This window comes from Pseudomonas sp. NPDC089407 (genome assembly GCF_044900445.1).
In the GTDB taxonomy this organism is placed as follows: Bacteria; Pseudomonadota; Gammaproteobacteria; order Pseudomonadales; family Pseudomonadaceae; genus Aquipseudomonas.
In genome coordinates this window covers 75,205-99,781 of sequence record NZ_JBJDNB010000019.1, presented here as the reverse complement: position 1 = coordinate 99,781, position 24,577 = coordinate 75,205, and the positions used below count along the sequence as shown (strand labels likewise).

Below are 24,577 nucleotides of genomic sequence, written 5' to 3'. Positions count from 1 at the left end.
CATCACGTAGTGAGCCTTGTGAACATTGTTGATTGCGTAGGCCAGTTGACGACGGCCCCAGTCTTCCAGGCGGTGGATCTTGCCACCATCTTCTTCGATCAGCTTGGTGTAACGCTCAACCATGCCGCCGACTTGTTCGCTCTGGTCCGGGTGAACCAGGAAGATGATTTCGTAATGACGCATGAATGCTCCTTACGGGTTAGTAGTCTGCCAGTGAATCTGGTCAGACAAGGAGTGAATGACACTGTATGTCTTGCACGGAGGGGAGGCACATGAGCGCCTGCCAGCTCGGCAAGGGGCGCAATTGTAGAGAAGGTGGGGCGCACAAGCAAGGTGATTGGTGAATATTTGAACAGCCTGAAACATATTCACAAGCTGATGGCCTCTTCGCGGGTAAACCCGCTCCTACAGGGACCGCAATCCGTTGTAGGAGCGGGTTCATCGAGGCGTCGAACCGCCGCGAAGAGGCCGGTACAGGCTGAAGATCAGCGCTTGCCCTGCCGCTGACGCACCGCTTCAAACAGGCAAACCCCGGTCGCCACCGACACGTTCAGGCTGCTGACACTCCCGCCCATCGGCAATTTCACCAGGAAATCACAATGGTCGCGGGTCAGCCGGCGCATGCCCTTGCCTTCCGCGCCCATGATCATCACCAGCGGACCAGTCAGGTCCTGCTGGTAAATCTCCTGCTCGGCTTCGCCGGCAGTACCGACTACCCACAAGCCACGCTGCTGCAACTTCTCCAGGGTACGCGCCAGGTTGGTCACCGCCACCAGCGGGATCACCTCGGCGGCGCCGCAAGCAACCTTGCGCACCACCGGGGTGAGGGTGGCCGACTTGTCCTTGGGCACGACCACCGCCGTAGCGCCGGCCGCATCGGCGGTACGCAGGCAGGCACCGAGGTTGTGCGGGTCGGTCACACCGTCCAGCACCAGGACCAGCGGCGGCGTTTCAGTGCGTTCGAGCAGTTCTTCGAGCATCAGCTCGCCCCACACCTGGCTCGGGCTGACCTCGGCGACCACGCCCTGGTGCACGCCTTCGACCCAGGCATCCATCTCGCGGCGCTCGGCCTGGCCAACCGCCACGCGGTTTTCTGCGGCCAGCGCCAGCAGCGCCTGCAGGCGTGGCTCGCTGCGCCCTTCCGACAGCCAGATCTGCTTGACCCGTTTCGGATGGTGCTGCAGCAACGCCTGCACGGCGTGCACGCCGTAGATCTTTTCCAGCTGACTCATGACTTGCTCTTGCTCTTGCGTGGCGCACCGGACTTCGGCGGGCCTTTACGATGCTTGGTCGGCTTGCCGGAGCCGGACGACTTGCCGCCTTTCTCCGACTTGCTGCCGGCACTGCTGCGCGCGTCGGTCATCAACGCCTTCTTCATTTCGCGGCTTTTACGCACCTCGGCGTTACGCTGCACAGCATCTTTAGGGAAGTACGCCTCGGACGCTTCGCTCTTGCGGCTGCGCGGTTTGGGCGTGGCCTTCGCTTCGGTTACCGGCTGTTGCTCAACCTTGTCGGCTGCAGGCGCGGCACCGCGCTGCTTGCGACCGATCGGCGCTGCCAGGGTTTTCTCCGACACTTCGAAGTCGATCTTGCGCTCGTCCAGGTCGACGCGCATGACTTTGACTTCGATGGTGTCACCCAGGCGGAAACTGCGCCCGGTACGCTCGCCGGACAGGCGGTGGTGCACCGGGTCGAAGTGGTAGTAGTCACCCGGCAGCGCACTGACGTGCACCAGGCCTTCCACGTAGATGTCGGTCAGCTCGACGAACAGGCCGAAACCGGTCACTGCGGTGATCACACCCGGGAAGGTCTCGCCCACGCGGTCCTTCATGAACTCGCACTTGAGCCAGTTGACCACGTCGCGGGTGGCTTCATCGGCACGGCGCTCGGTCATCGAGCACTGCTCGCCGAGTTGCTCGAGGGTGTTCTCGTCGTACGGGTAGATACGCGCTTTGGGGATGCTCATGGCGCCGGCACGCTTGACGTGCGGGGTATCGACCTTGGACCGGATGACACTGCGGATGGCGCGGTGCACCAGCAAGTCCGGGTAACGACGGATCGGCGAGGTGAAGTGGGTGTACGCCTCGTAGTTCAGGCCGAAGTGGCCGTTGTTCTCGGTGCTGTACACGGCCTGGCTCAGCGAGCGCAGCATCACCGTCTGGATCAGGTGGAAGTCCGGGCGCCCGGCGATGCTCGCCAGCAGGGCCTGGTAGTCCTTCGGCGACGGGTCCTTGCCCTTGTGCAGGCTCAGCCCCAGCTCGCCAAGGAAGGCGCGCAGTTTTTCCAGGCGCTCCGGCGGCGGGCCGTCGTGCACACGGTACAGGGCCGGCACGCCGTGCTTCTGCAGGAACTCGGCAGTGGCGACGTTGGCCGCCAGCATGCATTCTTCGATCAGTTTGTGGGCATCGTTGCGCACGGTCGGGCGGATTTCCGCGATCTTGCGCTGGTCGCCAAAGATGATGCGGGTTTCCTGGGTTTCGAAGTCGATGGCACCACGGGTGTGACGCGCATCCACCAGTACCTTGTACAGGTTGTACAGGTTCTTCAGGTCCGGCACGACCTCTTTGTACTCTTCGCGCAGCGCCTTGCCCTCACGGGTACGTGCGTGCTCAAGCATGCTGCTGACCTTGTTGTAGGTCAGGCGGGCGTGGGAGTGGATCACGCCTTCGTAGAACTGGTAGTCGACCATCTGGCCGGCTTTGTTCATGGTCATCTCACAGACCATGGCCAGGCGATCGACGTGCGGGTTCAGCGAGCACAGGCCGTTGGACAGCTCTTCGGGGAGCATCGGCACCACGCGCTCGGGGAAGTACACCGAGTTGCCGCGCTGCTGGGCTTCGACGTCCAGGGCCGAGCCCAGGCGCACGTAGCTGGACACGTCGGCGATGGCCACATACAGGCGCCAGCCACCGGAGAACAGGCGCAGCTTGCCCAGCGGTTCGCAATAGACGGCATCGTCGAAGTCGCGGGCGTCTTCACCGTCGATGGTGACGAACGGCAGGTGGCGCAGATCGACGCGCTTCTCTTTGTCTTTCTCTTCTACCTCAGAGCGGAACTTGCGCGCTTCCTTGACCACATCGTTTGGCCAGACGTGCGGAATGTCGTAGCTGCGCAGGGCAACATCGATTTCCATGCCCGGCGCCATGTAGTTGCCGATGACCTCGACCACGTCGCCTTGCGGCTGGAAGCGCGGGGTCGGCCAGTGGGTGATCTTGATCTCGACGAACTGGCCGATCTTCGCGCCACCGTTGCGCCCGGCAGTGACCAGCACTTCCTGCTGGATCTTCGGGTTGTCCGGGGTCACGTAGCCGATGCCGCCTTCTTCGAAGTAGCGGCCGACCACGCTTTCGTGGGCGCGGGAAATGACCTCGACGATCACGCCTTCACGGCGGCCACGGCGGTCGGTGCCGGAAACCCGCGCCAACGCACGGTCACCATCGAAAGCCAGGCGCATTTGCGACGGGCTCAGGAACAGGTCGTCGCTGCCATCATCGGGAATGAGGAAGCCGAAGCCATCGCGGTGGCCGGAGATACGGCCACAGATCAGGTCCAGCTTGTCTACCGGGGCATAAGTGCCGCGCCGGGTATAGATAAGCTGGCCGTCGCGCTCCATGGCACGCAGGCGGCGGCGCAGGGCTTCGATCTGGTCTTCTTCATACAGACCAAACTCTTTCGCCAGCTCCTCGCGCGCAGCGGGTTCGCCACGGTCGGCAAGGCGCTGCAGGATCAGCTCACGGCTGGGAATGGGGTTGTCGTATTTTTCCGCTTCGCGAGCGGCCTCGGGATCGAGGGATTGCCAATCGGCCATCAGAAGGGGTTCACCTTGGGGTATATAGATATGAATTCTGGCATAGGCGTATTGAAACCGGAAATGTCGGCCTTGGACAGCCCCTGCTGCAGTGCATAAACAGCAGGAATAGGCCTGTGGAATCAACAAGTTGAATTTTTTGAATTTTTTTTTGCTCGAGGGGTTTACAGCCCCCCGGACCGTCCGTATAGTGCGCACCACAACGACGGACAAGCCCGAAGTTGTAGTAGAGATTAGCGACGCTGTAAAGCATCAAATAATCTCGAATGTGTGCCCAGGTGGCGGAATTGGTAGACGCGCTGGTTTCAGGTATCAGTGACCGCAAGGTCGTGGAAGTTCGAGTCTTCTCCTGGGCACCAAGTATTTTCAAGTAACAGATGACCAAGGATCTGTTACTGCTGTGTGAAAGCGAACGTTTTTCGCCTTCATCAGATGATTCAAAGCTTTGCCCAGGTGGCGGAATTGGTAGACGCGCTGGTTTCAGGTATCAGTGACCGCAAGGTCGTGGAAGTTCGAGTCTTCTCCTGGGCACCATACAAAAAACCCACTAGCTTGCTAGTGGGTTTTTTCTTGCCTGCGATTTTGTCTCGCCCTCCTCGTCTGCCGGGAATGCTCTGGCGCCTAGGAGATCGAGCGCCGCCCTCGCGGCGCTCGATCTCACAGGCGCAAAAGGCCCAAGCCGATCTGACCATGAATTTCTCGTCACCCGGCCACTTGAGAAACGATTTCGTTTACCATTGTTTCCAAATATGTAGCCGTAAGCGAGGAAGTACCCGCATGACGATCCGCCCGCAACCGCTGATGCGTACCTTGGCCGCCGCCGTGCTAAGCCTGGTCATCGGCGCTCCGGCCGCCATGGCAGACGCACCGGTCACCCTGACCATGTACAACGGTCAGCACAAGGAAATCGGCGAAGCCATCGCCAAGGCCTATGAGGCCAAGACCGGTATCCACATCAATATCCGCAAGGGCAGCAGCAACCAGCTGGCCAGCCAGATCATCGAGGAAGGCGACCGCTCGCCGGCCGACATCATCTACACCGAAGAGTCGCCACCGCTGAACAACCTTGGCGAGCTGGGCCTGCTGGCGAAGATCGACGACGCCACGCTGAATATGCTGCCCAAGGAATACGTAGGCGCCAACGGCACCTGGATGGGCGTTACCGCACGTACCCGCGTTGTGGTCTACAACCCGAAGAAGATCGACGAAAAAGACCTGCCGACCACTGTCATGGATTTCGCCAACCCCGAGTGGGAAGGCCGCGTCGGTTACGTGCCGACCAGCGGCGCCTTCCAGGAACAGGCGGTGGCCATCCTGAAAATGCACGGCCGCGAAGCCACCGAAGAATGGCTGACCGGCCTGAAAGCCTTCGGCAAGACCTACACCAACAACATGGTCGCGCTGAAGGCAGTGGAAAAAGGCGAAGTTGCCGCGGTGCTGGTGAACAACTACTACTGGTACGCCCTGGAGCGTGAGCGCGGCAAGCTCGACTCCAAGCTGTACTACCTGGCCGACGGTGACGCCGGCAACCTGGTAACCATCTCCGGTGCTGCCGCGGTCAAGGCCAGCAAACACCCGAAAGAAGCCCAGGCCCTGCTCAACTGGATGGCCAGCGAAGAAGGCCAGCGCGTGATCACCCAGACCACCGCCGAATACCCGCTGCACAAGGGTATGGTTTCCGACCGCGGCCTGAAGCCGTTCGAAGAGCTGCGTCCGCCACAGATCTCGCCGGCCGACCTGGGCAATGCCGAGGAAGCCATCGAGCTTGAGCGCGAGGTCGGCCTGCTCTAATGACCGCCGCACTCTCCCAGCCTGCGCCGGTACGCTTCGTACCGCGCCGCAAGCGCCCTTCCATCTGGGTGCTGCTGCCCGTACTGTTCCTGGTGGCGATGAGCTTGCTGCCGCTGGCCTATGTCGCCATCAAAGCCTGGGAAGCCGGCTGGCGCGAAGCCTTGCAACTGCTGTGGCGGCCCTTTGTCTGGGGGCTGATGCGCAACACCTTGCTGCTGATGGTCGGGGTGACGCTGACCTGCATGGTGGTCGGCCTGGCGCTGGCCTGGCTGCTGGAGCGCAGCAACCTGGCGGGCCGCCGATTGTGGGGCGTGATGTTGTGCCTGCCGTTTGCGGTGCCATCGTTCGTCAGCAGCTTCACCTGGGTGTCGCTTAGCTCCGACTTTGAAGGGCTTGGCGGGGCGATCATGGTCATGGCGCTGTCCAAATACCCACTGGTGTTCCTGCCGGTGGCCGCAACCCTGCGCAACCTCGACACCTCGCTGGAGGAGTCGGCGCGCACCTTGGGCTGCAGCCGCTGGGGGGTGTTCGTCAAAGTCACCCTGCCGCTGCTGTGGCCGTCGATGCTCGGCGGCGCGCTGCTGATCGCCCTGCACATGCTGGTGGAGTTCGGCGCACTGTCGATTCTCGGCCTGCAAACCTTCACCACGGCGATCTACCAGCAGTTCGAACTGGAGTTCAGCAACGCCAACGCAGCGATGCTGTCTGCCGTGCTGTTGGCGATGTGCCTGGTGATGCTGTGGCTGGAATTGCGCGTACGCGGCAAGGCCCGCCATGTACGCATCGGCCAAGGCGTGGCACGCCGTGCGCAACCGGTGCGGCTGCGTGGCTGTGCGGTGCTGGCGCAACTGTTCTGCGTGGGCCTGGCGGTGCTGGGCAGCGGTATTCCGCTGGCCATGCTCGGTTACTGGCTGAGCGTTGGCTCGTCGGCGGCATTCCCGGTGGCGGCCATCTCCAAGGCGCTGTTCACTTCGCTGTCGGTGTCGCTGGGTGGTGCTGGCTTTTGTGTGCTGCTGGCACTGCCAATCAGCTTCCTGGTGGTGCGCTACAAGGGCCGCCTGGCGATCTGGGCCGAGCGCCTGCCGTACTTGCTGCACGCCCTGCCCGGCCTGGTGATTGCCCTGACCTTGGTGTTCTTCGCCCTGCACTACGTGCCCGCGCTGTACCAGACCACGGCCTTGCTGCTGCTGGCCTATGCGCTGCTGTTCCTGCCGTTGGCGCAGTCGCCGGTGCGCACCGCGCTGAACAAGGCTTCGCCGACGCTGGAAGAGGCCGCTCGAACGCTGGGTGCAAGCAGCTTTGCGGCGTTCTGCCGGGTGACCCTGCCAATCATCTTCCCGGCCATGGCGGCAGCTTTTGCCCTGGTGTTCCTGGATGCGATGAAGGAGCTGACCGCCACGCTACTGCTCAGCCCGACCGGCATGACCACCTTGGCGACCGAGGTGTGGGCGCACACGGCCAACGTTGAGTTCGCTGCGGCGGCGCCTTACGCGGCGTTGCTCATCGTGGTGTCGGGGTTGCCGGTTTATCTGCTGACTACGCGGATGTATCTGAACAAAGCTTGAGGTGCATGCCTTGGGCTTTGAGGTGGAGCAGAAATCGAGCGCCGCCCGCGCGGCGCTTCGCGGCACAAGGCCCACATCTGTTTAAGGCCAGTTACTCCTGCCTCCTTCGCACTCGCACCCTAGGTGCATGGCTGGAAATTGACAAAGAGCAACTGTGTCACCTTCGATATCAAAGGGAACAAACAAGGCGGCCAGAGGTGACCTCAAAGGAAGGACTGGCCCGAAACAGATGTGGGAGCGGCCTTGTGCCGCGAAGCGCCGCGCGGGCGGCGCTCGATCTCACAGCGCCCGAAAACCCACGACAAACACCCTGCCCCAACTCAGGCTCTGAACTGACCTAAGCTGGCCCGCAGTTGCGCGGCCAGATCATCCAGCACCTTGCTGCTGGCCGTAGTCTGCATCACCACCTCCGCCGAGCGCTCAGCCTGGGCATGAATGGTTTCTACCCGCCCCCGCACCGCCTGTGCACCGCTCGCCTGCTGCTCGGCGGCGCGGGTAGCCAGGCCAATGGCCGCGTGCACCTGCTCCACGGCCGCTTGCACTGACTGCTGACGGCGCTCGTTGTCACGCAGCACCAGCAACCCTTCGCCAGCTTTGAGCCCAGCCTGGCTGATGGTGGCCACGGCTTCCTTGGCGCCCTTCTGCAGTGCGGCGATATGCGCCTGGATATCCCCGGTGGAGCTTTGCGTCTTGCTCGCCAGCGCCCGCACCTCATCCGCCACCACAGCAAAGCCACGCCCGGTTTCACCCGCACGGGCCGCTTCGATGGCGGCGTTCAGGGCCAGCAGGTTGGTCTGCTCGGCAATGCCGTGGATCACCGTCAACACCACTTCGATCTGCTCGCTCTGCTTGGCCAGGCGCTCGATCACCTGGGAGCCAGCATCTACCTGCCCAGCCAGGTTCTCGATCAAACCGGCCAGTTGGGTCGAGGTGCGGCTGTTCTCGTCCGTGGCTTGGCGGATATCCACCACTTGCTGCAATGCCGCCTGCATCGCGTGGCTTTCGGCCTGCGCCTCATCGGCCATGCTCGACAGGTCACGCAGGCTGGCTGCCACTTCATCTCGCTGCAGCGCGGCGGCGGCATCGGCACCGGCATTACGCTTGGCCATGGCGCCAATCTCCACGCCCGTGCGCTGCGCCACTTCGCCCGCCTCACGCACGATTGGCTGCAACTTGTCGACAAAGCGGTTCACTGCCGAGGCCATGTCGCCAATTTCATCGCGGCTATCGAGCGGCACGCGCTTTGTCAGGTCACCCTCGCCCGCCGCAAGGTCATTCAGGGCGGTGATCAACAGGCGCAGCTTGCTCAGTACCCGGCGGCCGAGCACCACGGCCACGACCAGCAGCACACCGAGCCCTACCACCACCAGCCCCAGGCCGATGCGCCAGCGCAACTCGGCAGCAGCCTCACGCACGGTCTGGGCGGTGTTGGCCTGCATTGCCGCGGCGCTGCCCTGTGCTTTTTCCAGGCGTTCGCGCAGGGTTTTGCCACTGTCGGCGGCAGCACCGACCAGGCTGTCGCCAACCAACTGCTCACCACTGGCAATCAACGCCGAAAAGCGTTGGTCGAGGGCCTTGAGCTCCTGGTCGATGCCAGCGGTGGAAACACCCATTACCACCTTGCCGATTTCCGCACCATTGGGGTTGATCGGCGCTTCGACGAAGTACACCGCCGGATCACGGCGGGCTGCGTCAATCACCTTGTCCAGCGCACGCTCGCCCTGTCCTTTCTCCATCAAAGCCTGGTTGATCGGGTTTTGCCGATTCAGGTAGCGGGTCAGGTGCTGGCCCTGAGCATCGTCGTAGACCACGAACAGCACGTTGGGGTTACGCTGGGCGCGACGGGCGAAGTCGGAGAGCACCGGCACGTCGTTGTCCCAGATCGCCCGCGGGGCGACCGAGGCCAGCAGTTCGGCCATGTCGTTGGCGGAATCCTTGAGGTTCTTCTCCAGGGTGCTGCGCAATTGCTGCTGCTCGCTTTGCAGGCGCGTAGACAAACCCGCGCTGAGGCGCTGGCGAGTGCTATTGGACAGGCCGTCAAGGCCCGACCGTACATCTTGCCCAGCTTGCTCCAGGTCGTTGGCGAGTTGGCGGCTGTCATTACCCAGGCGCTCGCCCAAGTCGGCCTCCAGGGCGGTGACCGTGCTGCGGGTGAGCGCAACGGCAACCAGCACCTGCACCAAAAGAGCGATACCAAGGGCAACAAATACAGGCCGCAAAAGGCGGCTTCGTAACAGTGAGAGGATGGCAGACACGGTGTAACCCTCGTGTTTTCTGGCGCCACTATTTTGATGGCGTCGTCAGACGTTTCTTACAGCAAGGGTTGTGCCGTGGGCAGGAGGGATAAACGCCAAGATTAAGCAATAGGTTTTCCGGTGCCGGCCTCTTCGCGGGTAATCCCGCTCCCATAAAGACCGCAAAGATTTTAAGGCATGTGCGATCCCTGTGGGAGCGGGTTCACCCGCGAAGAGGCCAGCACAGGGGAACACAAACAAAAACGCCGCAGCCCCTTTCAGGGCCACGGCGTCAGATCAGCCTGGAGGGCAGATCAGGCGAACGGGTGACGCAGCACGATGGTCTCGTTGCGGTCAGGCCCGGTCGAAATGATGTCGATCGGCGCGCCTACCAGCTCTTCGATGCGCTTGATGTAAGCACGAGCAGCTTCTGGCAGCGCTTCCAGGGTCTTGACACCCAGGGTCGACTCGCTCCAGCCTGGCATCTCTTCGTACACCGGCTCCAGGCCGATGTAGCTGTCGGCATCGGAAGGTGCGTCGATCACAGCACCGTTCTCGTTCTTGTAGCCAACGCAGATGTTGATGGTTTCCAGGCCGTCCAGTACGTCCAGCTTGGTCAGGCAAATGCCCGAGATGCTGTTGACGTCGATGGCGCGACGCAGAATGACGGCATCGAACCAGCCGCAACGACGGGCACGGCCGGTGGTGGAACCGAACTCGTGGCCACGCTTGGCCAGGGTAGCGCCAGTCTCGTCAAACAGTTCGGTCGGGAACGGACCGGAACCGACACGCGTGGTGTAGGCCTTGGTGATACCCAGGATGTAGTCGAGGTACATCGGGCCAACGCCGGAACCGGTGGAGATACCGCCAGCCGTGGTGTTGGAGCTGGTGACGTACGGGTAGGTGCCGTGGTCGATGTCCAGCAGCGAACCTTGGGCGCCTTCGAACATGATGTCCTTGCCGGCGCGGCGCAGGTTGTGCAGCTCGGCGGTGACGTCGAGCATCATCGGCTTGAGCTGCTCGGCGTAGGCCATGCATTCGTCCAGGGTCTGCTGGAAGTCGATGGCCGGCTCTTTGTAGTAATTCACCAGCTGGAAGTTGTGGTAGTCCAACAGCTCACCCAGCTTGGCGGCGAAACGCTCGCGGTGGAACAGGTCGCCCACGCGCAGGCCGCGGCGTGCAACCTTGTCTTCGTAGGCTGGGCCGATGCCCCGGCCGGTGGTGCCGATCTTGGCTTCGCCACGGGCTTTTTCGCGGGCCTGGTCCAGGGCCACGTGGTACGACAGGATCAGCGGCGCAGCCGGGGAAATGCGCAGGCGCTCGCGCACCGGTACGCCCTTCTCTTCCAGCTTGGTGATTTCACGCATCAGTGCATCCGGGGCAACGACCACGCCGTTGCCGATCAGGCACTGTACGCCTTCACGCAGGATGCCGGACGGAATCAGGTGCAGAACGGTCTTTTCACCGTTGATCACCAGGGTGTGGCCCGCGTTGTGGCCACCTTGGTAGCGCACTACGGCGGCAGCATGTTCGGTCAGCAGATCGACGATCTTGCCTTTGCCCTCATCACCCCACTGGGTGCCCAGGACGACGACATTCTTACCCATTACATTGGTCCTCATTCACGCAAACTTGGTTGCCGGCCTTTGCCGACGCAGAAACTCACTGGGCCAGCGGCAGAACCTGCCAGCGCCCGTCTTGCTGAATCAATTGCCGATCACAATCCGCCTCGAGAGCAGCACTCAACGGCTGGCCAGGCAAAGCCTGGACCACACGCTGGCCCTCGTTGCGCAACTGGCAGACTTGCTGCCAGAGGGCCGCGTCGCCACTGTCCGGCATCCAGATGCCGCCAGTTGGCAATACGACCTCCGCTCGCCCCAGTGTGACCAGGGTCTTCAAATCCGTGGAGAAACCGGTAGCCGGGCGCGCCCGGCCGAAGTCGGCGCCGATATCGTCATAGCGCCCGCCCTGGGCGATCGATTGACCTTCGCCCGGCACGAACACGGCGAACACCACGCCGGTGTGGTAGTGGTAACCGCGCAGCTCACCGAGGTCGAAGTACAGCGGCAGCTCCGGGTAGCGCGACGCCAGGCGGTCGGCGATCGCCAGCAGGTCGTCCAGCGCGGCCAGCACGCTGGCCGGGGCACGGCCCAGGCGCACGCGGGCTTCGTTCAGCACTTCGCGGCCGCCACACAGTTCGACCAGCGCACGCAGCATGTTGCCCAGGTCTTTCGGCAGGTCGGCAGTCAGTGCTTGCACTTCGTCGACCGACTTGCGCTGCAGGGCGTCGAACAGCTGCTGCTCGACCGCACCGGACAGGCCGGCAGCACGGGCCAGGCCGCGGTAGATACCGACGTGACCGAGGTCCATGTGCACGTCCGGCACATCGGCCAGTTGCAGCGTGGCGAGCATCAGGCTGATGACTTCGACGTCGCTGGTCGGGCTGGCATCGCCGTACAACTCGGCACCCAGCTGGATCGGGCTGCGCGAGGTGGACAGTGCACGCGGCTGGGCGTGCAGCACGCTGCCGGCGTAGCACAGGCGGCTTGGGCCTTCACGGCGCAGGGTGTGGGCGTCGATACGCGCCACCTGCGGGGTGAAGTCGGCGCGGAAGCCCATCAGGCGGCCGGACTGCGGGTCCACCACCTTGAAGGTGCGCTGATCCAGGTCCTGGCCGGCGCCGGTCAACAGCGACTCCAGGTACTCGATATGCGGGGTGACGACCAGTTCGTAGCCCCAACTCTGGAACAGGTCCAACACCTGGCGGCGCGCAATCTCGATGCGCGCAGCCTCAGGTGGCAGTACTTCCTCGATGCCATCTGGCAGCAGCCAGCGGTCTACCGTTGCCATTACGCCATTTCCCCTCTGGTCCGGGCGGCTTGCCAGCAGGCGAGCCGTCAGTAAAGCCGGTATCGCGCACAGCAGCGGGCAGCACTGATCCCAGCGCAGCCACCGTACCCGACACCCTCGAATTGCCTTGCGAGCTGACCAAACGGTCAATTGGCGCTGTGCCAATCAACCTTGCAGACGCAAAAAAGCCGGGAAATTTCCCGGCTGCCTCATCATACACCCCTTTTCATTCAGGATGCACCCCGCCTGGCGTTTTAGCTGCCAGGCGGGGCGCCGCTGCATGAAAATCAGGGCCTGAGCATCACGGCCTGCTCTTGTCCAGGTAGCGGAAGAACTCGTTCTTCGGGTCCAGGACCAGCACGTCGCTCTTGCTCGAGAAGCTCTCGCGGTACGCCTGCAGGCTACGGTAGAACGCATAGAAATCAGCGTCCTGGGTGTAGGCCTTAGCGTAGATGGCAGCCGACTGGGCGTCGCCATCACCGCGGGTTTCTTCTGCTTCGCGATAGGCTTCGGCCAGCAGCACACGGCGCTGACGGTCGGCATCGGCACGAATACCTTCAGCCAGCTCGTTACCCTTGGCACGGTGTTCGCGCGCTTCACGCTCACGCTCGGTGCTCATGCGGTCGAATACGCTGCGGTTGACTTCCTTCGGCAGGTCGATGGCCTTGACGCGCACGTCGACCACCTCGATACCCAGCTCCTTGTTGGCCATGCGGTTCAGCGATGCAGTGATGTCAGCCATCAGCGCGTCACGTTCACCGGATACCACTTCGTGCAGGGTACGTTTACCGAACTGGTCACGCAGGCCGCTTTCCAGGCGACGCGACAGACGCTCGTCGGCAATCTGCTTCATGCCGGAGGTGGCAGTGTAGAAGCGTTCGGCGTCCTTGACGCGCCACTTGGCGTAGGCGTCGACCATCACCGCTTTCTTCTCCAGGGTCAGGAACCGCTGGGTCGGGGCGTCAAGGGTCATGAGGCGGGCGTCGAACTTGCGCACCTGGTTCACGTACGGAATCTTCACGTGCAGGCCAGGCTGGACATCTGCCTGGACCACCTTACCAAAGCGCAGCATGACTGCACGCTCGGTCTGGGACACGATGTAGAAGCTGTTCCAGGCCACGATGGCCAGGACCACGGCGGCGATCAGGGCGATCAGCGATCTATTGCTCATCAGCGGCTCTCCCTAGTACGCAGCTGCTGCTGTTGCTGTTGCAGGTCCTGCGCGGCACGCGCGGCGGCATCGTTGGCCGATGGCGACACACTGGTGGCTGGCGCGGACGTATTGCGGCTGCCTTCGACCATCTTGTCCAGTGGCAGGTAGAGCAGGTTGTTCTGCCCGTCCTTGGTCGCCACCATGACTTTGCTCGAGTTGCTGTAAACCTCTTGCATGGTTTCGAGGTACAGGCGCTGACGGGTCACGTCAGGTGCCTTGCGGTACTCACCCAGCAGTTTGGTGAAGCGGTCAGCCTCACCCTTGGCACGGGCGATGACCTCGTCGCGGTAACCGTTGGCGTCCTCGATGATGCGCTGCGCCTGACCACGGGCTTCGGGCACCACGCCATTGGCGTAGGACTCGGCCTGGTTGCGGGCGCGCTGCTCGTCTTCGCGGGCACGGATCACGTCGTCGAAGGCTTCCTGCACTTCACGCGGGGCTGCCGCGCTCTGTACGTTGACCTGGGTCACGGTGATACCGGTACGGTAGTTGTCGAGGAAGCGCTGCAGGCGTTCGCGGATATCCACGGCCATCTGCTCACGGCCTTCGGTCAGCACCTGGTCCATCGAGGTGGAACCCACCACGTGGCGCAGGGCACTGTCGGTCGCGTGTTGCAGGCTCACCTCAGGCTGGTCGACGTTGAGCACGAAGTCCTGCAGGTTGCTGATCTTGTACTGGACGGTCAGCGGCACCTCGACGATGTTCTCGTCTTCGGTCAGCATCTGGCCCTGCTTGGTGTAGGCACGCTCACGCGTGACGTTTTCCATGTACTTGCGATCGAACGGCGGGAAGTAGATGTTCAGGCCGGGACCGACCGTCTCATAGTACTTGCCGAAGCGCAGCACCACGGCCTGCTCCTGCTCGTCGACCACGTACACGGCGCTGTACAGCCAGATGGCAGCCAGCACCGCCAGGCCAATGCCCAGCAGGCCAAGGCCACCGCCCTTGCCGACATTGCGGTCACCGCCGCCACGTTTCTTTTTACCGCCGAACATGCCGTTCAGGCTGTCCTGCAGTTTGCGGAAGGCCTCGTCCAGATCCGGCGGACCTTTCTTGTCACCACCACCGCCACCGCCACCACGGCGGCCGCCCCAGGGATCCTGATTGTTCGAGTTGCCACCCGGCTCGTTCCAAGCCATAGCGCTCTCCATCTGATAAAGCAAAGACGCGCCCACGGCGCGCCGTCCAATGCTACAGAATGCCTGTCACTGCTGCCCGGCGACCTCGACGGGCATTTATTGCAAAGTGTGTTGCTCGACAAACACTTGCGGCTCCATGCCTTCGCGGCTGACCAGGCGATTCAGTTCGACCATGGGCAGTCGCACGCTCAGCAGGCTGCGCCCTTCTTCATCATGCTCTTCACCCTGCACCGCCCCCAAGGCAAAGAATTGCGCGCGCAAGCGGGCAAAACGCTGCTCCAGGCAAAGGGTACCGACAAACAGATCTTCCCCCAGCAATTCGGCAATCGCCTGGCCAACCAGCTCCAGGCCACGCCCATCGCGTGCCGATACCCAGACCCGTTCCGGCTTGCCATCGGCATCGCGCTGGATCTGGGGCTCGACATCTTCAAGCAGGTCGAGTTTGTTATACACCTCGAGGATCGGCAAGCCTTCGGCGCCAATCTCGCCCAACACCGCCAATACTTGCTCGATCTGTTCCATGCGCTCTGGCTCATGGGCGTCGATCACATGCACCAGCAAGTCGGAGTTGCTCGACTCTTCGAGCGTAGCCCGAAATGCCTCGACCAGCTTGTGCGGCAGGTGGCGGATGAAACCCACGGTGTCGGCCAGCACGATTGGCCCCAGGTCGTTGAGTTCGAGCCGGCGCAGGGTCGGGTCGAGGGTAGCGAACAACTGGTCCGCGGCGTACACCTCGGATTCGGTCAGGGCATTGAACAGCGTGGACTTGCCGGCGTTGGTATAACCCACCAGCGACACTGACGGGATATCCGCGCGCTTGCGCCCGCGACGCGCCTGCTCGCGCTGGCTGCGCACTTTCTCGAGGCGTGACTTGATCTGGCGTATGCGCACCCGCAACAGGCGGCGGTCGGTTTCCAGCTGGGTTTCACCCGGGCCGCGCAGGCCGATACCGCCTTTTTGTCGCTCAAGGTGGGTCCAGCCGCGCACCAGCCGCGTGCTCATGTGGTCCAGCTGGGCCAGTTCGACCTGCAGCTTGCCTTCATGGGTACGCGCCCGCTGGGCGAAGATATCGAGGATCAGCCCGGTACGGTCAAGCACACGACACTCGAACACACGTTCGAGGTTGCGCTCCTGACTGGGCGTGAGGGTGTGATTGAAAATCACCAGGTCTACCTGTTCGGCATGGACCAGGTCGTGCAGTTCCTCGACCTTGCCGCTGCCAATCAGGTATTTGGCGGAAGGCTGATGCCTTGTCACCGTGACCAGCGAAACGATGTCGGCACCGGCCGACAATGCCAACTCCTGAAACTCCTGCGGGTCTTCGCGCGCCTCAGGGTTGTGACCTTCCAAGTGAACGAGCAACGCCCGCTCACCACCACCGTGGCGCTCAAAGAACAATGCAGGCTCCTATCAGGCGTTGCCTGGCTCGCTGTCGCCATGTTCGCCGTCGGTCGGGCTTGGCAGGCGGACCGGACGGGCCGGCACCACGGTCGAAATGGCGTGTTTGTAGACCATCTGGCTTACGGTGTTCTTCAGCAGCACGACGAACTGGTCGAACGATTCGATCGAGCCCTGCAGTTTGATGCCGTTGACCAGGTAGATGGAAACCGGGACCTTTTCTTTTCTCAAGGTGTTCAAGTAAGGGTCTTGTAGCGAATGCCCTTTTGACATATGCCGCACTCCTGTAAGGATAAATAATAGAAAATCAATAAAATCGATAAATTAGGCCGCCCCTTCGCAAGAATAGACGGCAATCAGCAGGGACTCAGCTCAATATGGAGATGGCCCCAAGGTATTTCAAGGTGCGGGACAGATTGTCGCAGGCCAGGCTGTCAAGCCAGTGTACGCCAGGCCAGCCACGCAACCAGGTGAACTGCCGCTTGGCCAGCTGCCTGGTTGCAATGATACCGCGTTCACGCATCTCATTCTCAGTCAGCTTGCCGTCCAGGTAATCCCAGACTTGCCGATAACCCACTGCCCGTATAGACGGTAGCCCGACGTGCAAGTCACTTCTGGCTCGCAGCGATCGGACCTCGTCAACGAAGCCCTGTTCCAGCATCTGCGAAAATCGTAACGCAATTCGCTGATGCAAAATGTGACGATCTGTAGGAGCAATCGCCAAACTGGCGACAGTATAGGGCAAATGCCCGTCAGCGCCTGCGTCTGCGCCGCGACTTTCCGCGAATTGACGTTGACGATGCGCTGTCATGCTCTCGCCACTCACCCGGTACACCTCCAGCGCCCGGATCAGCCGCTGCGGGTCGTTGGGGTGAATGCGCGCCGCCGACACCGGGTCGACCTCGGCCAGCTGCCGGTGCAGCTCGGCCAGGCCCAGCGCTTCGGCCTGGGCCTCCAGCTCGGTGCGCACCGCGGCATCGGCCGCGGGCATGTCGGCCAGGCCATCGATCAAGGCCTTGTAGTAGAGCATGGTACCGCCGACCAGCAGCGGGATCTTGCCGCGCGCAGTGATCTCGGCCATGGCCTCCAGGGCATCGGTGCGGAACTGCGCGGCCGAATAGCTCTCGGCCGGGTCACGAATGTCGATCAGCCGGTGCGGGTGGGCGGCGAGGATTTCTTTCGACGGTTTGGCCGAACCGATGTCCATGCCGCGGTAGACCAGCGCCGAGTCGACGCTGATCAGCTCGCACGGCAGCACGTTGGTCAGTTCGATGGCGAGGTCGGTCTTGCCGGCCGCCGTCGGGCCCATCAGGAATATTGCAGGGGGCTTGCCACTCATTTCATCGACCGCGCAGGAAAAGTTTGTCCAGGTCGTCCAGGCCCATCTGGGTCCATGTAGGGCGGCCATGGTTGCACTGACCGCTGCGCTCGGTGTTTTCCATGTCACGCAGCAGGGCATTCATCTCGGGAATGGCCAGGCGCCGGTTGGCGCGCACGGCGCCGTGGCAGGCCATGGTCCCGAGCAGCTCGTTGAGGTGCGCCTGGATACGGTCACTGGTGCCGTATTCCATCAGGTCGGCAAGCACATCCTGCACCAGGCGGTTGGCCTCGGCCTGCTTGAGCAAGGCCGGGATCTGGCGGATTGCCAGGGTTTCCGGGCCCAGGCGCTGCAACTCGAAGCCCAGGCGCTGGAACCATTGCGCATGCTCTTCGGCGCAATCGGCTTCGCGCTGGCTCAGGGCCAGGGTTTCCGGCACCAACAGCGGCTGGCCGCTAAGGCCTTCGCTGGCCATGGCCACCTTCAGCCGCTCGTACATGATGCGCTCGTGGGCGGCGTGCATGTCCACCAGCACCAGCCCGACAGCATTCTCAGCCAGGATGTAGATACCCTTGAGCTGGGCCATGGCATAGCCCAGCGGCGGGATGTCGCCCTGGCTTTCGGGTAACGCCGAAGGCGCAGCCACGCCATCGTCCATGGGTTTGTAGAACTCGCGGTAGACCGCCTGCGCTTCGGCTGCTGGCAGCGGCTGGGACGGCCGCGGGCTGTACTGGGACTGATAACCCGCGCCACTGCCACCATTGGAAATGGAAAACTGTGGGGCTCGGGGCTGCTCCAGCACCGGTGAAGCCAGGCGCATTTCACCCTGCGGGCCAAACTCGCCGGCCTGCTGGCCTGTCGGGCGGATCGCCTCAGGCAGAGCAGCAGGCGCGGCCAACTGGTCTTCCGGGCGCACATCGGCCAGGGCACGGTGCAAGGTGCCGTACAGGAAGTCGTGTACCGAGCGCCCCTCGCGGAAACGCACTTCATGCTTGGTCGGGTGCACGTTGACGTCGACGCCGTTGGGCTCCAGCTCCAGGAACAGCACGAACGTCGGGTGCCGGCCATTGAACAGCACGTCACGGTAGGCCTGGCGCACGGCGTGGGCGACCAGCTTGTCGCGCACCGCACGGCCATTGACGAAGAAGTACTGCAGGTCGGCCTGGCTGCGCGAGAACGTCGGCAAACCTACCCAGCCCCAGAGGCGCAGGCCGTTGCGCTCGACATCGATCGGTAGCGCCTGCTCCATGAAGCCCGGGCCGCAGATGGCGCCCACGCGCCGCGCACGGGCGGTTTCGTCGTGGGCTTCGTGCAAGCTGAGGATGCTCTTGCCGTTGTGACGCAGGTGGAAGCCGACATCGAAACGCGCCAGCGCCAGCCGGCGGATCACTTCCTGCAGGTGATCGAACTCGGTTTTCTCGGCCTTGAGGAACTTGCGCCGTGCCGGGGTATTGAAGAACAGGTCGCGGACTTCCACCGAAGTGCCCACCGGGTGCGCCGCCGGCTGCACCCGCGGGAGCATGTCGCGCCCCTCGGTTTCCACCTGCCAGGCTTCGCTGGCACTGGCAGTGCGCGAAGTCAGTGTCAGGCGTGCCACCGAGCTGATCGAGGCCAGGGCCTCGCCACGAAAGCCCAGGCTCAATACGCCTTCAAGGTCTTCCAGCTCACGGATCTTGCTGGTGGCGTGACGGGCCAGGGCCAATGGCAGGTCGTCGGCAGAAATACCGCTGCCATCGTCCCGCACCTTCAGCAGCTTGACGCCGCCCTGCTCCACGTCCACATCGATGCGCCGGGCGCCGGAGTCCAGGCTGTTTTCCAGCAGCTCCTTGGCCACAGACGCTGGCCGCTCGACCACTTCGCCGGCGGCAATCTGGTTGGCCAGCCGCGGGCTGAGCAGCTGAATGCGCGAACCACCACTCATTATTGCGAGGCCAGGGTGGTGGCGGGTACATCGAGGCGCTGGCCAACCTTCAGCTCATCGGTCTTGAGGCTGTTGGTGCTGCGCAGGCTGGCCACGCTGACCTGGTAGCGCACGGCGAGCATCGCCAGGGTTTCGCCAGGGCGCACCGTGTGTTCACGGGGGCCGGCGGCAATCTTGCCGGTGTCACGCAGCCAGGCGATGTAGGTGCCTGGTGGCGGGTTCTGCTGGAAGAACTGACGCACACCGGTATGGATCGAGCGGGCCAGCGCCTGCTGATGGCTGCGCGTGGCCAGCTTGGCCGCCTCGTTGGCGTTGGAGATGAACCCGGTTTCGACCAGGATCGACGGGATATCCGGCGATTTCAGCACCATGAAGCCTGCCTGCTCCACGCGCTGCTTGTGCAGCGAGGTGATGCGGCCCATGTTACCCAGCACCTTTTGCCCGACGTTCAGGCTGGAGCTGAGCGTGGCGGTCATCGACAGGTCGAGCAGCACGCCCGCAAGCATGCGGTCCTTGTCGTCGAGGCTGACGTTGCCGGCACCACCGATCAAGTCGGAACGGTTTTCCGTGTCTGCCAGCCAGCGCGCTGTCTCGGAGGTGGCCCCGCGGTCGGACAGGGCGAACACCGAAGCACCAAATGCAGCTTTGGATGGCGCAGCGTCGGCGTGGATCGAAACGAACAGGTCGGCGCCCTTCTTACGGGCAATCTCGGTGCGTTTGCGCAGCGGGATGAAGTAGTCACCGGTACGGGTCAGCTCGGCGCGGAAGCCCTTTTCGCTGTTGATCTGGCGCTGCAGCTCCTGGGCAATCTGCAGCACGATGTCTTTTTCATGCTGGCCGCGCGAGCCGGACGCCCCCGGGTCTTCACCACCGTGACCGGCATCGATGGCGACAACGATGTCACGCTTGCCGCTTGGCACCGGTGGCAGCTTGATGGCTGGCTGGGCCGGCGACACAGGCACGGCAGGCGTGGTCGCGGGCGTTTGCACCGGGGCCGGCGCCGGAGCAGGCGCAGTGGCCGCGATGGCATCGGCCTCCTGATCGTACAGGTCGACCACCAGGCGGTTGCCGTACTGGGCGTTGGGCGCCAGGGTGAAGCTTTTCGGGGTGACCGACTTTTTCAGGTCGACCACCACGCGCAGGTCGGTCGGCGTACGCTGTGCAGAACGCACGCTGCTGATCGGCGTGTTGGAGGTGGCCACGTTCAGCGGCGCGGCCAAGGTCGCACCATTGATGTCGATGACCAGGCGATCGGGCGCGCTCAAGGTGAAGACGCTGTGCTGCACGGGGCCAGACAGGTCGAAGACCAGCCGCGTGTTGTCTGGCGCGCGCCACAGGCGCATGCTCTTGACTTGAGTGACGGCCAGAGCGTCAACGGTCACCGTTGTCAGCAGCAGCCCAACGATGGCGACCAGTGCGCGTATGCGCATACCTACCCCACTTACTGTTTATAGTGTTCGGCCAGTGCCACGCACCAGGCCTCGCCGCGAGCCCCCTGCGGCGAAAGGTTCAGCGAGCGTCCGCCCGCTTGGGGGCTTATGGTAATGGTCAGGTCAGGCTTTGGCAAAACGCCCGCACCGTTTTGTGGCCACTCGAACAGGCACAACGGGTCGCCCTCGAAATAGTCACGAATGCCCATGTACTCCAGCTCCTCCGGATCGACCAGGCGATACAGGTCGAAGTGAAAAGCTCGGACCTCGCCAATCTCGTAGGGTTCGACCACGGTGAAGGTCGGGCTTTTCACTGCACCAGTATGGCCCAGGCCGCGGATCAGGCCACGCGACAGCGTGGTTTTGCCTGCCCCCAGGTCGCCTTCAAGAAAAATCACACCGCGACCGCCGGTCACCTCGGCCATTTTTGCACCGAAGGCAACCGTGGCCGCTTCATCGGCCAGAAACAGATTTAAGCCAGACACGCAGAATGCTCCTCCAACAACTCACGAATGACCGGCGCCAGATCACTGGCTGCCAGGCCTCTACCTTTTACCCCCAGGCGCTCACCGGCACAGGCGTGCAGCCAGGTGCCCAGGCAGCCCGCATTCCAGGCGTCCAGCCCCTGGGCCAATAGTGCCGCCAGCACGCCCGTCAGCACATCGCCCAGGCCGGCGCCGGCCATCGCTGGGTGGCCGCGCTCGCACAGCATCAACTGGCCGCCCGGGTCTGCCACCAGCGTACCCGCGCCCTTGAGCACGCAGACACTGTTGTAACGGCGCGCCAGCTTACGTGCCGCCCCCGGGCGGTCGGCCTGCACCGCCTCGGTGGAAATGCCCAGCAGCCGCGCCGCCTCGCCCGGGTGCGGGGTAAGGATGCTGCCACTGGGCAGGGCCAACGGGGTACGCGCCAGCAGGTTCAGGGCATCGGCGTCCCACACCTGCGGCCGCTCGGCGTTGGCCACTACCGACAACAGGCTACGGCCCCACGCCGCCTGCCCAAGGCCGGGGCCTACCACCAGCACCGTGGCGCGTTCGAGCACGCCCATCAGCTGGTTGGCCGAACTGGCGCCCAGGCACATGACCTCTGGCAACCGCGCCAGGCTGGCGGCCACGTGCTCGGGCCGGGTTGCCACGCTGACCAGCCCGGCACCGCAACGCAGGGCGGCTTCGGCGCTGAGCAGCACAGCGCCACCGGTGCCGAGGTCGCCACCGACCACCAGCACATGGCCAAAGTCGCCTTTATGGGCCTGCGCATGCCGTGCCGGCAGGTGCGCGACGGTCACGCTGCTGAGCAGTTGCGGGGCATTGCCGGGGTGTTTGGTCTGCGGCATAGGTCAAAGGCTCCAATGTCTGGCAGAATTATACGCACCTGAGCCCGTATTGCCTTGCCCATCCATGTCCGCCTCAACGCCTGACCTCGCCCAACTGGCCCAATCGATCAAGATCTGGGGCCAGGAACTCGGTTTTGCCCACGTTGGCATCGCCGGGGTCGACCTTGGCGAACACGAACACCACCTGCAACGCTGGCTCGACGCCGGCTACCAGGGCGAAATGGAGTACCTGGGCGCCCACGGCAGCAAACGCTCGCACCCCGACCAGTTGATCCCCGGTACGGTGCGCGTGGTCTCGCTGCGCATGGACTACCTGCCCGGCGACACGCAAATGGCCCAACGCCTGGCGCAGCCAGAAAAAGCCTATGTGTCGCGCTACGCCCTGGGCCGCGACTACCACAAGCTGGTGCGCAAGCGCGTGCAGTTCCTGGCTGACCGTATTCAGGAAGCCATCGGCCCGTTCGGTTACCGCGCCTTCGTCGACAGTGCCCCGGTGCTGGAAAAGGCCTTGGCCGAGCAGGCCGGGCTGGGCTGGATCGGCAAGAACACCCTGCTGCTCAACCGCAAGGCCGGCAGCTATTTCTTTCTGGCCGAACTGTTTGTCGATCTGCCGTTGCCGGTGGACGACGCCACCACCAGCGAGCACTGCGGGCGTTGCACCGCTTGCCTGGACATCTGCCCGACACAGGCGTTTGTCGGGCCTTATGTGTTGGACGCGCGGCGCTGCATCTCGTACCTGACCATCGAATTGCGCGGCCCGATCCCCGTCGAATTGCGCTCAATGATGGGCAACCGGGTGTTTGGCTGTGATGACTGCCAGATCGTCTGCCCGTGGAACCGCTTCGCCAAACACAGCCAGGAGCAGGACTTCCAGCCACGGCACGGGCTGGAGAATGCCGAGCTGGCCGAGATGTTCCTGTGGGATGAGCGCACGTTCCTGCGCAAGACCGAAGGCGGGCCGTTGCGCCGGGCGGGGTATGAGCGCTGGCTGCGCAACCTGGCGGTGGGGTTGGGCAATGCGCCGTCGACCATTCCGGTGATCGAGGCGCTGAAGGCACGGCGCGAGGATGCGTCGGAGCTGGTGCGCGAGCATGTGGAGTGGGCGCTGGCCAGGCATGGCATTCAATAGCTGGGGCCGCTGTGCGCCCCAATCGCCGGCAAGCCAGCTCCCACAGGGTTTCCACTGGCCTCGGGCCTGATGCAGTACCTGTGGGAGCTGGCTTGCCGGCGATTGGGCTGCAAAGCAGCCCACCCATTCACTGCTGGTCGTTGTAATGAAACTTGGGCATTTCCCAGTGGAAACGAATCGCCAGCAAGCGCACCAAAAACCCGCCAAACAAGGTCAGCAGCATGGCCTGCTCCGCCGGCACCTTGAAATACACGCAGCCCAGATAAAACCACGCGGCCGCGAACGACACGCTGGCGTACAGCTCACGGCGGAATACCAGTGGGATGTCGTTGCAGAAAATATCGCGCAAGATCCCGCCAAACACGCCGGTGATCACCCCGCTGATCGATGCCACCAGCATGCCCTGCCCCATCTCCAGCGCGGTCATGCAGCCAATCAGGGTAAACGCCACCAACCCCAGGGCATCCAGCACCAGGAACAGTGAGCGCAGGCGGCGCATCATCGGCGCGATGAAAATGGTCAGCAGCGCGGCAAAACTGGTGAGCACCAGGTACTCCGGGTGCTTCACCCAGGTCAGCGGGTAGTGCCCGAGCAGCACGTCGCGCACCGAGCCGCCGCCCAGGGCGGTGACACAGGCGATCAGCACCACGCCGAACCAGTCCATGCCGCGACGCCCGGCAGACAGCGCGCCAGTCATGGCTTCGGCGGTGATGGCGATGAGGTAGAGCATCAACAACATGGTGCGGGTCCGTGCGAGAAAGGCGCGCAGTCTAACCAGTTGCCCAAGGCACCAAAAGGGGGCGCAGATACAATATCTGCGCCGTTTCGGCTCATACCTTGATGAAGTGCTCGCGATAATGGCGCAGCTCGGCGATCGATTCGCGAATGTCGTCCAGTGCCAGGTGAGTATTGCCCTTCTTGAAGCTGTCACGCACGTCCGGTGCCCAGCGCGCAGCCAGTTCCTTCAAGGTGGAGACATCCAGGTTGCGATAGTGGAAGTAGTTTTCCAGGTTGCGCATGTGGCGGTACAGGAAGCGGCGGTCCTGGCAGATGCTGTTGCCGCAGATCGGCGACTTGCCCTTTGGCACCCATTGTTCGAGGAAGGCGATGGTCTGTGCCTCGGCTTCGGCCATGCCGACCTTGCTTTCACGCACGCGCTGGGTCAGGCCGGAAGCGCCATGGGTGCGGGTGTTCCACTCATCCATGCGCGCCAGCACTTCGTCACTGTGGTGAATGGCGATCACCGGGCCTTCGGCCAGGGTGTTCAGCTGGCTGTCAGTGACGATGGTCGCCATTTCGATGATGACGTCGCTGTCCGGATCTAGGCCGGTCATTTCCAGGTCGATCCAGATCAGGTTCTGTGGGTTTTGCATGCAGGCACTCCTCATATAGGCCCTCATAGTAGCCTAGGCTCTGCGTGAAAAGCCCGGCGTGCTAAACTGCCTGCC

20 protein-coding genes, 2 tRNA genes and 1 pseudogene are annotated in these 24,577 nt (G+C 63.2%); 5 read left to right on the top strand and 18 right to left on the bottom strand.

The features are described from left to right. From rpsF to rnr, 3 genes are all read right to left on the bottom strand, one after another. On the bottom strand, positions 1-183 hold a 183-nt coding region (rpsF, locus tag ACI2KG_RS16390), incomplete at its 3' end, for a 30S ribosomal protein S6 (RefSeq protein ID WP_404662568.1). A 302-nt stretch (positions 184-485) separates the two neighbouring features. After that, complete coding sequence (gene rlmB, locus ACI2KG_RS16385) at positions 486-1,232, bottom strand: 23S rRNA (guanosine(2251)-2'-O)-methyltransferase RlmB (protein WP_404662567.1); 747 nt, start codon at positions 1,230-1,232, stop codon at positions 486-488. Then, positions 1,229-3,808, bottom strand: coding sequence for a ribonuclease R (gene rnr, locus ACI2KG_RS16380; RefSeq protein ID WP_404662566.1), 2,580 nt, complete (start codon positions 3,806-3,808; stop codon positions 1,229-1,231). Before rnr ends, rlmB begins: the two co-directional genes overlap by 4 nt. Positions 3,809-4,080: 272 nt before the next feature. On the opposite strand from rnr, the gene ACI2KG_RS16375 reads away from it, so the two are divergent. From ACI2KG_RS16375 to ACI2KG_RS16360, 4 genes are all read left to right on the top strand, one after another. Next, a tRNA-Leu gene (locus ACI2KG_RS16375) sits at positions 4,081-4,167 on the top strand. A gap of 88 nt (positions 4,168-4,255) precedes the next feature. Further along, positions 4,256-4,342, top strand: a tRNA-Leu gene (locus ACI2KG_RS16370). A gap of 243 nt (positions 4,343-4,585) precedes the next feature. After that, positions 4,586-5,599, top strand: a complete 1,014-nt coding sequence (locus tag ACI2KG_RS16365; RefSeq protein WP_404662565.1) for an extracellular solute-binding protein — start codon at positions 4,586-4,588, stop codon at positions 5,597-5,599. Further along, the gene (locus ACI2KG_RS16360) at positions 5,599-7,164 is read left to right on the top strand and encodes an ABC transporter permease (protein WP_404662564.1); all 1,566 of its coding nucleotides are present in this window, start codon (positions 5,599-5,601) and stop codon (positions 7,162-7,164) included. The genes ACI2KG_RS16365 and ACI2KG_RS16360 overlap by 1 nt, the downstream gene beginning before the upstream one ends. A gap of 320 nt (positions 7,165-7,484) precedes the next feature. On the opposite strand, the gene ACI2KG_RS16355 is transcribed toward ACI2KG_RS16360, so the two are convergent. The 13 genes and pseudogenes from ACI2KG_RS16355 to ACI2KG_RS16295 form a co-directional block, all read right to left on the bottom strand. Continuing rightward, positions 7,485-8,273, bottom strand: a complete 789-nt coding sequence (locus tag ACI2KG_RS16355) for a methyl-accepting chemotaxis protein (RefSeq protein ID WP_404662578.1) — start codon at positions 8,271-8,273, stop codon at positions 7,485-7,487. Between the two features lie 69 nt (positions 8,274-8,342). Continuing rightward, positions 8,343-8,603 (bottom strand): annotated as a pseudogene (locus tag ACI2KG_RS16350) (HAMP domain-containing protein); the annotation flags it as partial. 1,109 nt (positions 8,604-9,712) lie between these two features. Next, complete coding sequence (locus tag ACI2KG_RS16345; protein ID WP_404662563.1) at positions 9,713-11,005, bottom strand: adenylosuccinate synthase; 1,293 nt, start codon at positions 11,003-11,005, stop codon at positions 9,713-9,715. Positions 11,006-11,060: 55 nt separating this feature from the next. Next, entirely contained in the window at positions 11,061-12,248 is a 1,188-nt protein-coding gene (locus tag ACI2KG_RS16340) for an ATP phosphoribosyltransferase regulatory subunit (protein ID WP_400612108.1), read from the bottom strand. Between the two features lie 301 nt (positions 12,249-12,549). Continuing rightward, positions 12,550-13,419, bottom strand: a complete 870-nt coding sequence (gene hflC, locus ACI2KG_RS16335; RefSeq protein ID WP_391129473.1) for a protease modulator HflC — start codon at positions 13,417-13,419, stop codon at positions 12,550-12,552. After that, the gene (gene hflK / locus ACI2KG_RS16330) at positions 13,419-14,600 is read right to left on the bottom strand and encodes an FtsH protease activity modulator HflK (protein ID WP_201202868.1); all 1,182 of its coding nucleotides are present in this window, start codon (positions 14,598-14,600) and stop codon (positions 13,419-13,421) included. The genes hflC and hflK overlap by 1 nt, the downstream gene beginning before the upstream one ends. 96 nt (positions 14,601-14,696) lie before the next feature. Further along, positions 14,697-15,998, bottom strand: a complete 1,302-nt coding sequence (hflX, locus tag ACI2KG_RS16325) for a ribosome rescue GTPase HflX (RefSeq protein WP_404662562.1) — start codon at positions 15,996-15,998, stop codon at positions 14,697-14,699. Positions 15,999-16,010: 12 nt separating this feature from the next. Continuing rightward, complete coding sequence (gene hfq, locus ACI2KG_RS16320; RefSeq protein WP_012274457.1) at positions 16,011-16,271, bottom strand: RNA chaperone Hfq; 261 nt, start codon at positions 16,269-16,271, stop codon at positions 16,011-16,013. Positions 16,272-16,365: 94 nt separating this feature from the next. After that, entirely contained in the window at positions 16,366-17,337 is a 972-nt protein-coding gene (gene miaA, locus ACI2KG_RS16315) for a tRNA (adenosine(37)-N6)-dimethylallyltransferase MiaA (RefSeq protein ID WP_404662561.1), read from the bottom strand. Position 17,338: 1 nt separating this feature from the next. Next, complete coding sequence (mutL, locus tag ACI2KG_RS16310) at positions 17,339-19,237, bottom strand: DNA mismatch repair endonuclease MutL (protein WP_404662560.1); 1,899 nt, start codon at positions 19,235-19,237, stop codon at positions 17,339-17,341. Next, entirely contained in the window at positions 19,237-20,667 is a 1,431-nt protein-coding gene (locus ACI2KG_RS16305; protein ID WP_400612117.1) for an N-acetylmuramoyl-L-alanine amidase, read from the bottom strand. Before ACI2KG_RS16305 ends, mutL begins: the two co-directional genes overlap by 1 nt. An 11-nt stretch (positions 20,668-20,678) precedes the next feature. Next, positions 20,679-21,152 (bottom strand): tRNA (adenosine(37)-N6)-threonylcarbamoyltransferase complex ATPase subunit type 1 TsaE, encoded by a 474-nt coding sequence (tsaE, locus tag ACI2KG_RS16300; RefSeq protein ID WP_400612119.1) that lies wholly within the window; start codon positions 21,150-21,152, stop codon positions 20,679-20,681. After that, positions 21,140-22,000: an NAD(P)H-hydrate dehydratase gene (locus tag ACI2KG_RS16295; protein ID WP_404662559.1), complete on the bottom strand. Its 861-nt coding sequence runs from the start codon at positions 21,998-22,000 to the stop codon at positions 21,140-21,142. The genes tsaE and ACI2KG_RS16295 overlap by 13 nt, the downstream gene beginning before the upstream one ends. Positions 22,001-22,064: 64 nt before the next feature. Between ACI2KG_RS16295 and queG the strand changes: the two genes are divergently transcribed. After that, the gene (gene queG, locus ACI2KG_RS16290; RefSeq protein WP_404662558.1) at positions 22,065-23,129 is read left to right on the top strand and encodes a tRNA epoxyqueuosine(34) reductase QueG; all 1,065 of its coding nucleotides are present in this window, start codon (positions 22,065-22,067) and stop codon (positions 23,127-23,129) included. 127 nt (positions 23,130-23,256) lie between these two features. Here the strand turns inward: queG and ACI2KG_RS16285 are convergent, their stop codons facing one another. Beyond that, positions 23,257-23,868, bottom strand: a complete 612-nt coding sequence (locus tag ACI2KG_RS16285) for a trimeric intracellular cation channel family protein (protein ID WP_003249516.1) — start codon at positions 23,866-23,868, stop codon at positions 23,257-23,259. Between the two features lie 91 nt (positions 23,869-23,959). Then, positions 23,960-24,502 (bottom strand): oligoribonuclease, encoded by a 543-nt coding sequence (gene orn / locus ACI2KG_RS16280; RefSeq protein ID WP_114170571.1) that lies wholly within the window; start codon positions 24,500-24,502, stop codon positions 23,960-23,962. Positions 24,503-24,577: the final 75 nt, after the last annotated feature.

What these genes read in the sequence shown, in the direction of transcription:
- rlmB (WP_404662567.1), bottom strand. Translation starts at nt 1,232, where the DNA reads ATGAGTCAGCTGGAAAAGATCTACGGCGTGCACGCCGTGCAGGCGTTG.
- rnr (WP_404662566.1), bottom strand. Translation starts at nt 3,808, where the DNA reads ATGGCCGATTGGCAATCCCTCGATCCCGAGGCCGCTCGCGAAGCGGAA.
- ACI2KG_RS16365 (WP_404662565.1), top strand. Translation starts at nt 4,586, where the DNA reads ATGACGATCCGCCCGCAACCGCTGATGCGTACCTTGGCCGCCGCCGTG.
- ACI2KG_RS16360 (WP_404662564.1), top strand. Translation starts at nt 5,599, where the DNA reads ATGACCGCCGCACTCTCCCAGCCTGCGCCGGTACGCTTCGTACCGCGC.
- ACI2KG_RS16355 (WP_404662578.1), bottom strand. Translation starts at nt 8,273, where the DNA reads ATGGCCAAGCGTAATGCCGGTGCCGATGCCGCCGCCGCGCTGCAGCGA.
- ACI2KG_RS16345 (WP_404662563.1), bottom strand. Translation starts at nt 11,005, where the DNA reads ATGGGTAAGAATGTCGTCGTCCTGGGCACCCAGTGGGGTGATGAGGGC.
- ACI2KG_RS16340 (WP_400612108.1), bottom strand. Translation starts at nt 12,248, where the DNA reads ATGGCAACGGTAGACCGCTGGCTGCTGCCAGATGGCATCGAGGAAGTA.
- hflC (WP_391129473.1), bottom strand. Translation starts at nt 13,419, where the DNA reads ATGAGCAATAGATCGCTGATCGCCCTGATCGCCGCCGTGGTCCTGGCC.
- hflK (WP_201202868.1), bottom strand. Translation starts at nt 14,600, where the DNA reads ATGGCTTGGAACGAGCCGGGTGGCAACTCGAACAATCAGGATCCCTGG.
- hfq (WP_012274457.1), bottom strand. Translation starts at nt 16,271, where the DNA reads ATGTCAAAAGGGCATTCGCTACAAGACCCTTACTTGAACACCTTGAGA.
- miaA (WP_404662561.1), bottom strand. Translation starts at nt 17,337, where the DNA reads ATGAGTGGCAAGCCCCCTGCAATATTCCTGATGGGCCCGACGGCGGCC.
- mutL (WP_404662560.1), bottom strand. Translation starts at nt 19,237, where the DNA reads ATGAGTGGTGGTTCGCGCATTCAGCTGCTCAGCCCGCGGCTGGCCAAC.
- ACI2KG_RS16305 (WP_400612117.1), bottom strand. Translation starts at nt 20,667, where the DNA reads ATGCGCATACGCGCACTGGTCGCCATCGTTGGGCTGCTGCTGACAACG.
- ACI2KG_RS16295 (WP_404662559.1), bottom strand. Translation starts at nt 22,000, where the DNA reads ATGCCGCAGACCAAACACCCCGGCAATGCCCCGCAACTGCTCAGCAGC.
- queG (WP_404662558.1), top strand. Translation starts at nt 22,065, where the DNA reads ATGTCCGCCTCAACGCCTGACCTCGCCCAACTGGCCCAATCGATCAAG.
- ACI2KG_RS16285 (WP_003249516.1), bottom strand. Translation starts at nt 23,868, where the DNA reads ATGTTGTTGATGCTCTACCTCATCGCCATCACCGCCGAAGCCATGACT.
- orn (WP_114170571.1), bottom strand. Translation starts at nt 24,502, where the DNA reads ATGCAAAACCCACAGAACCTGATCTGGATCGACCTGGAAATGACCGGC.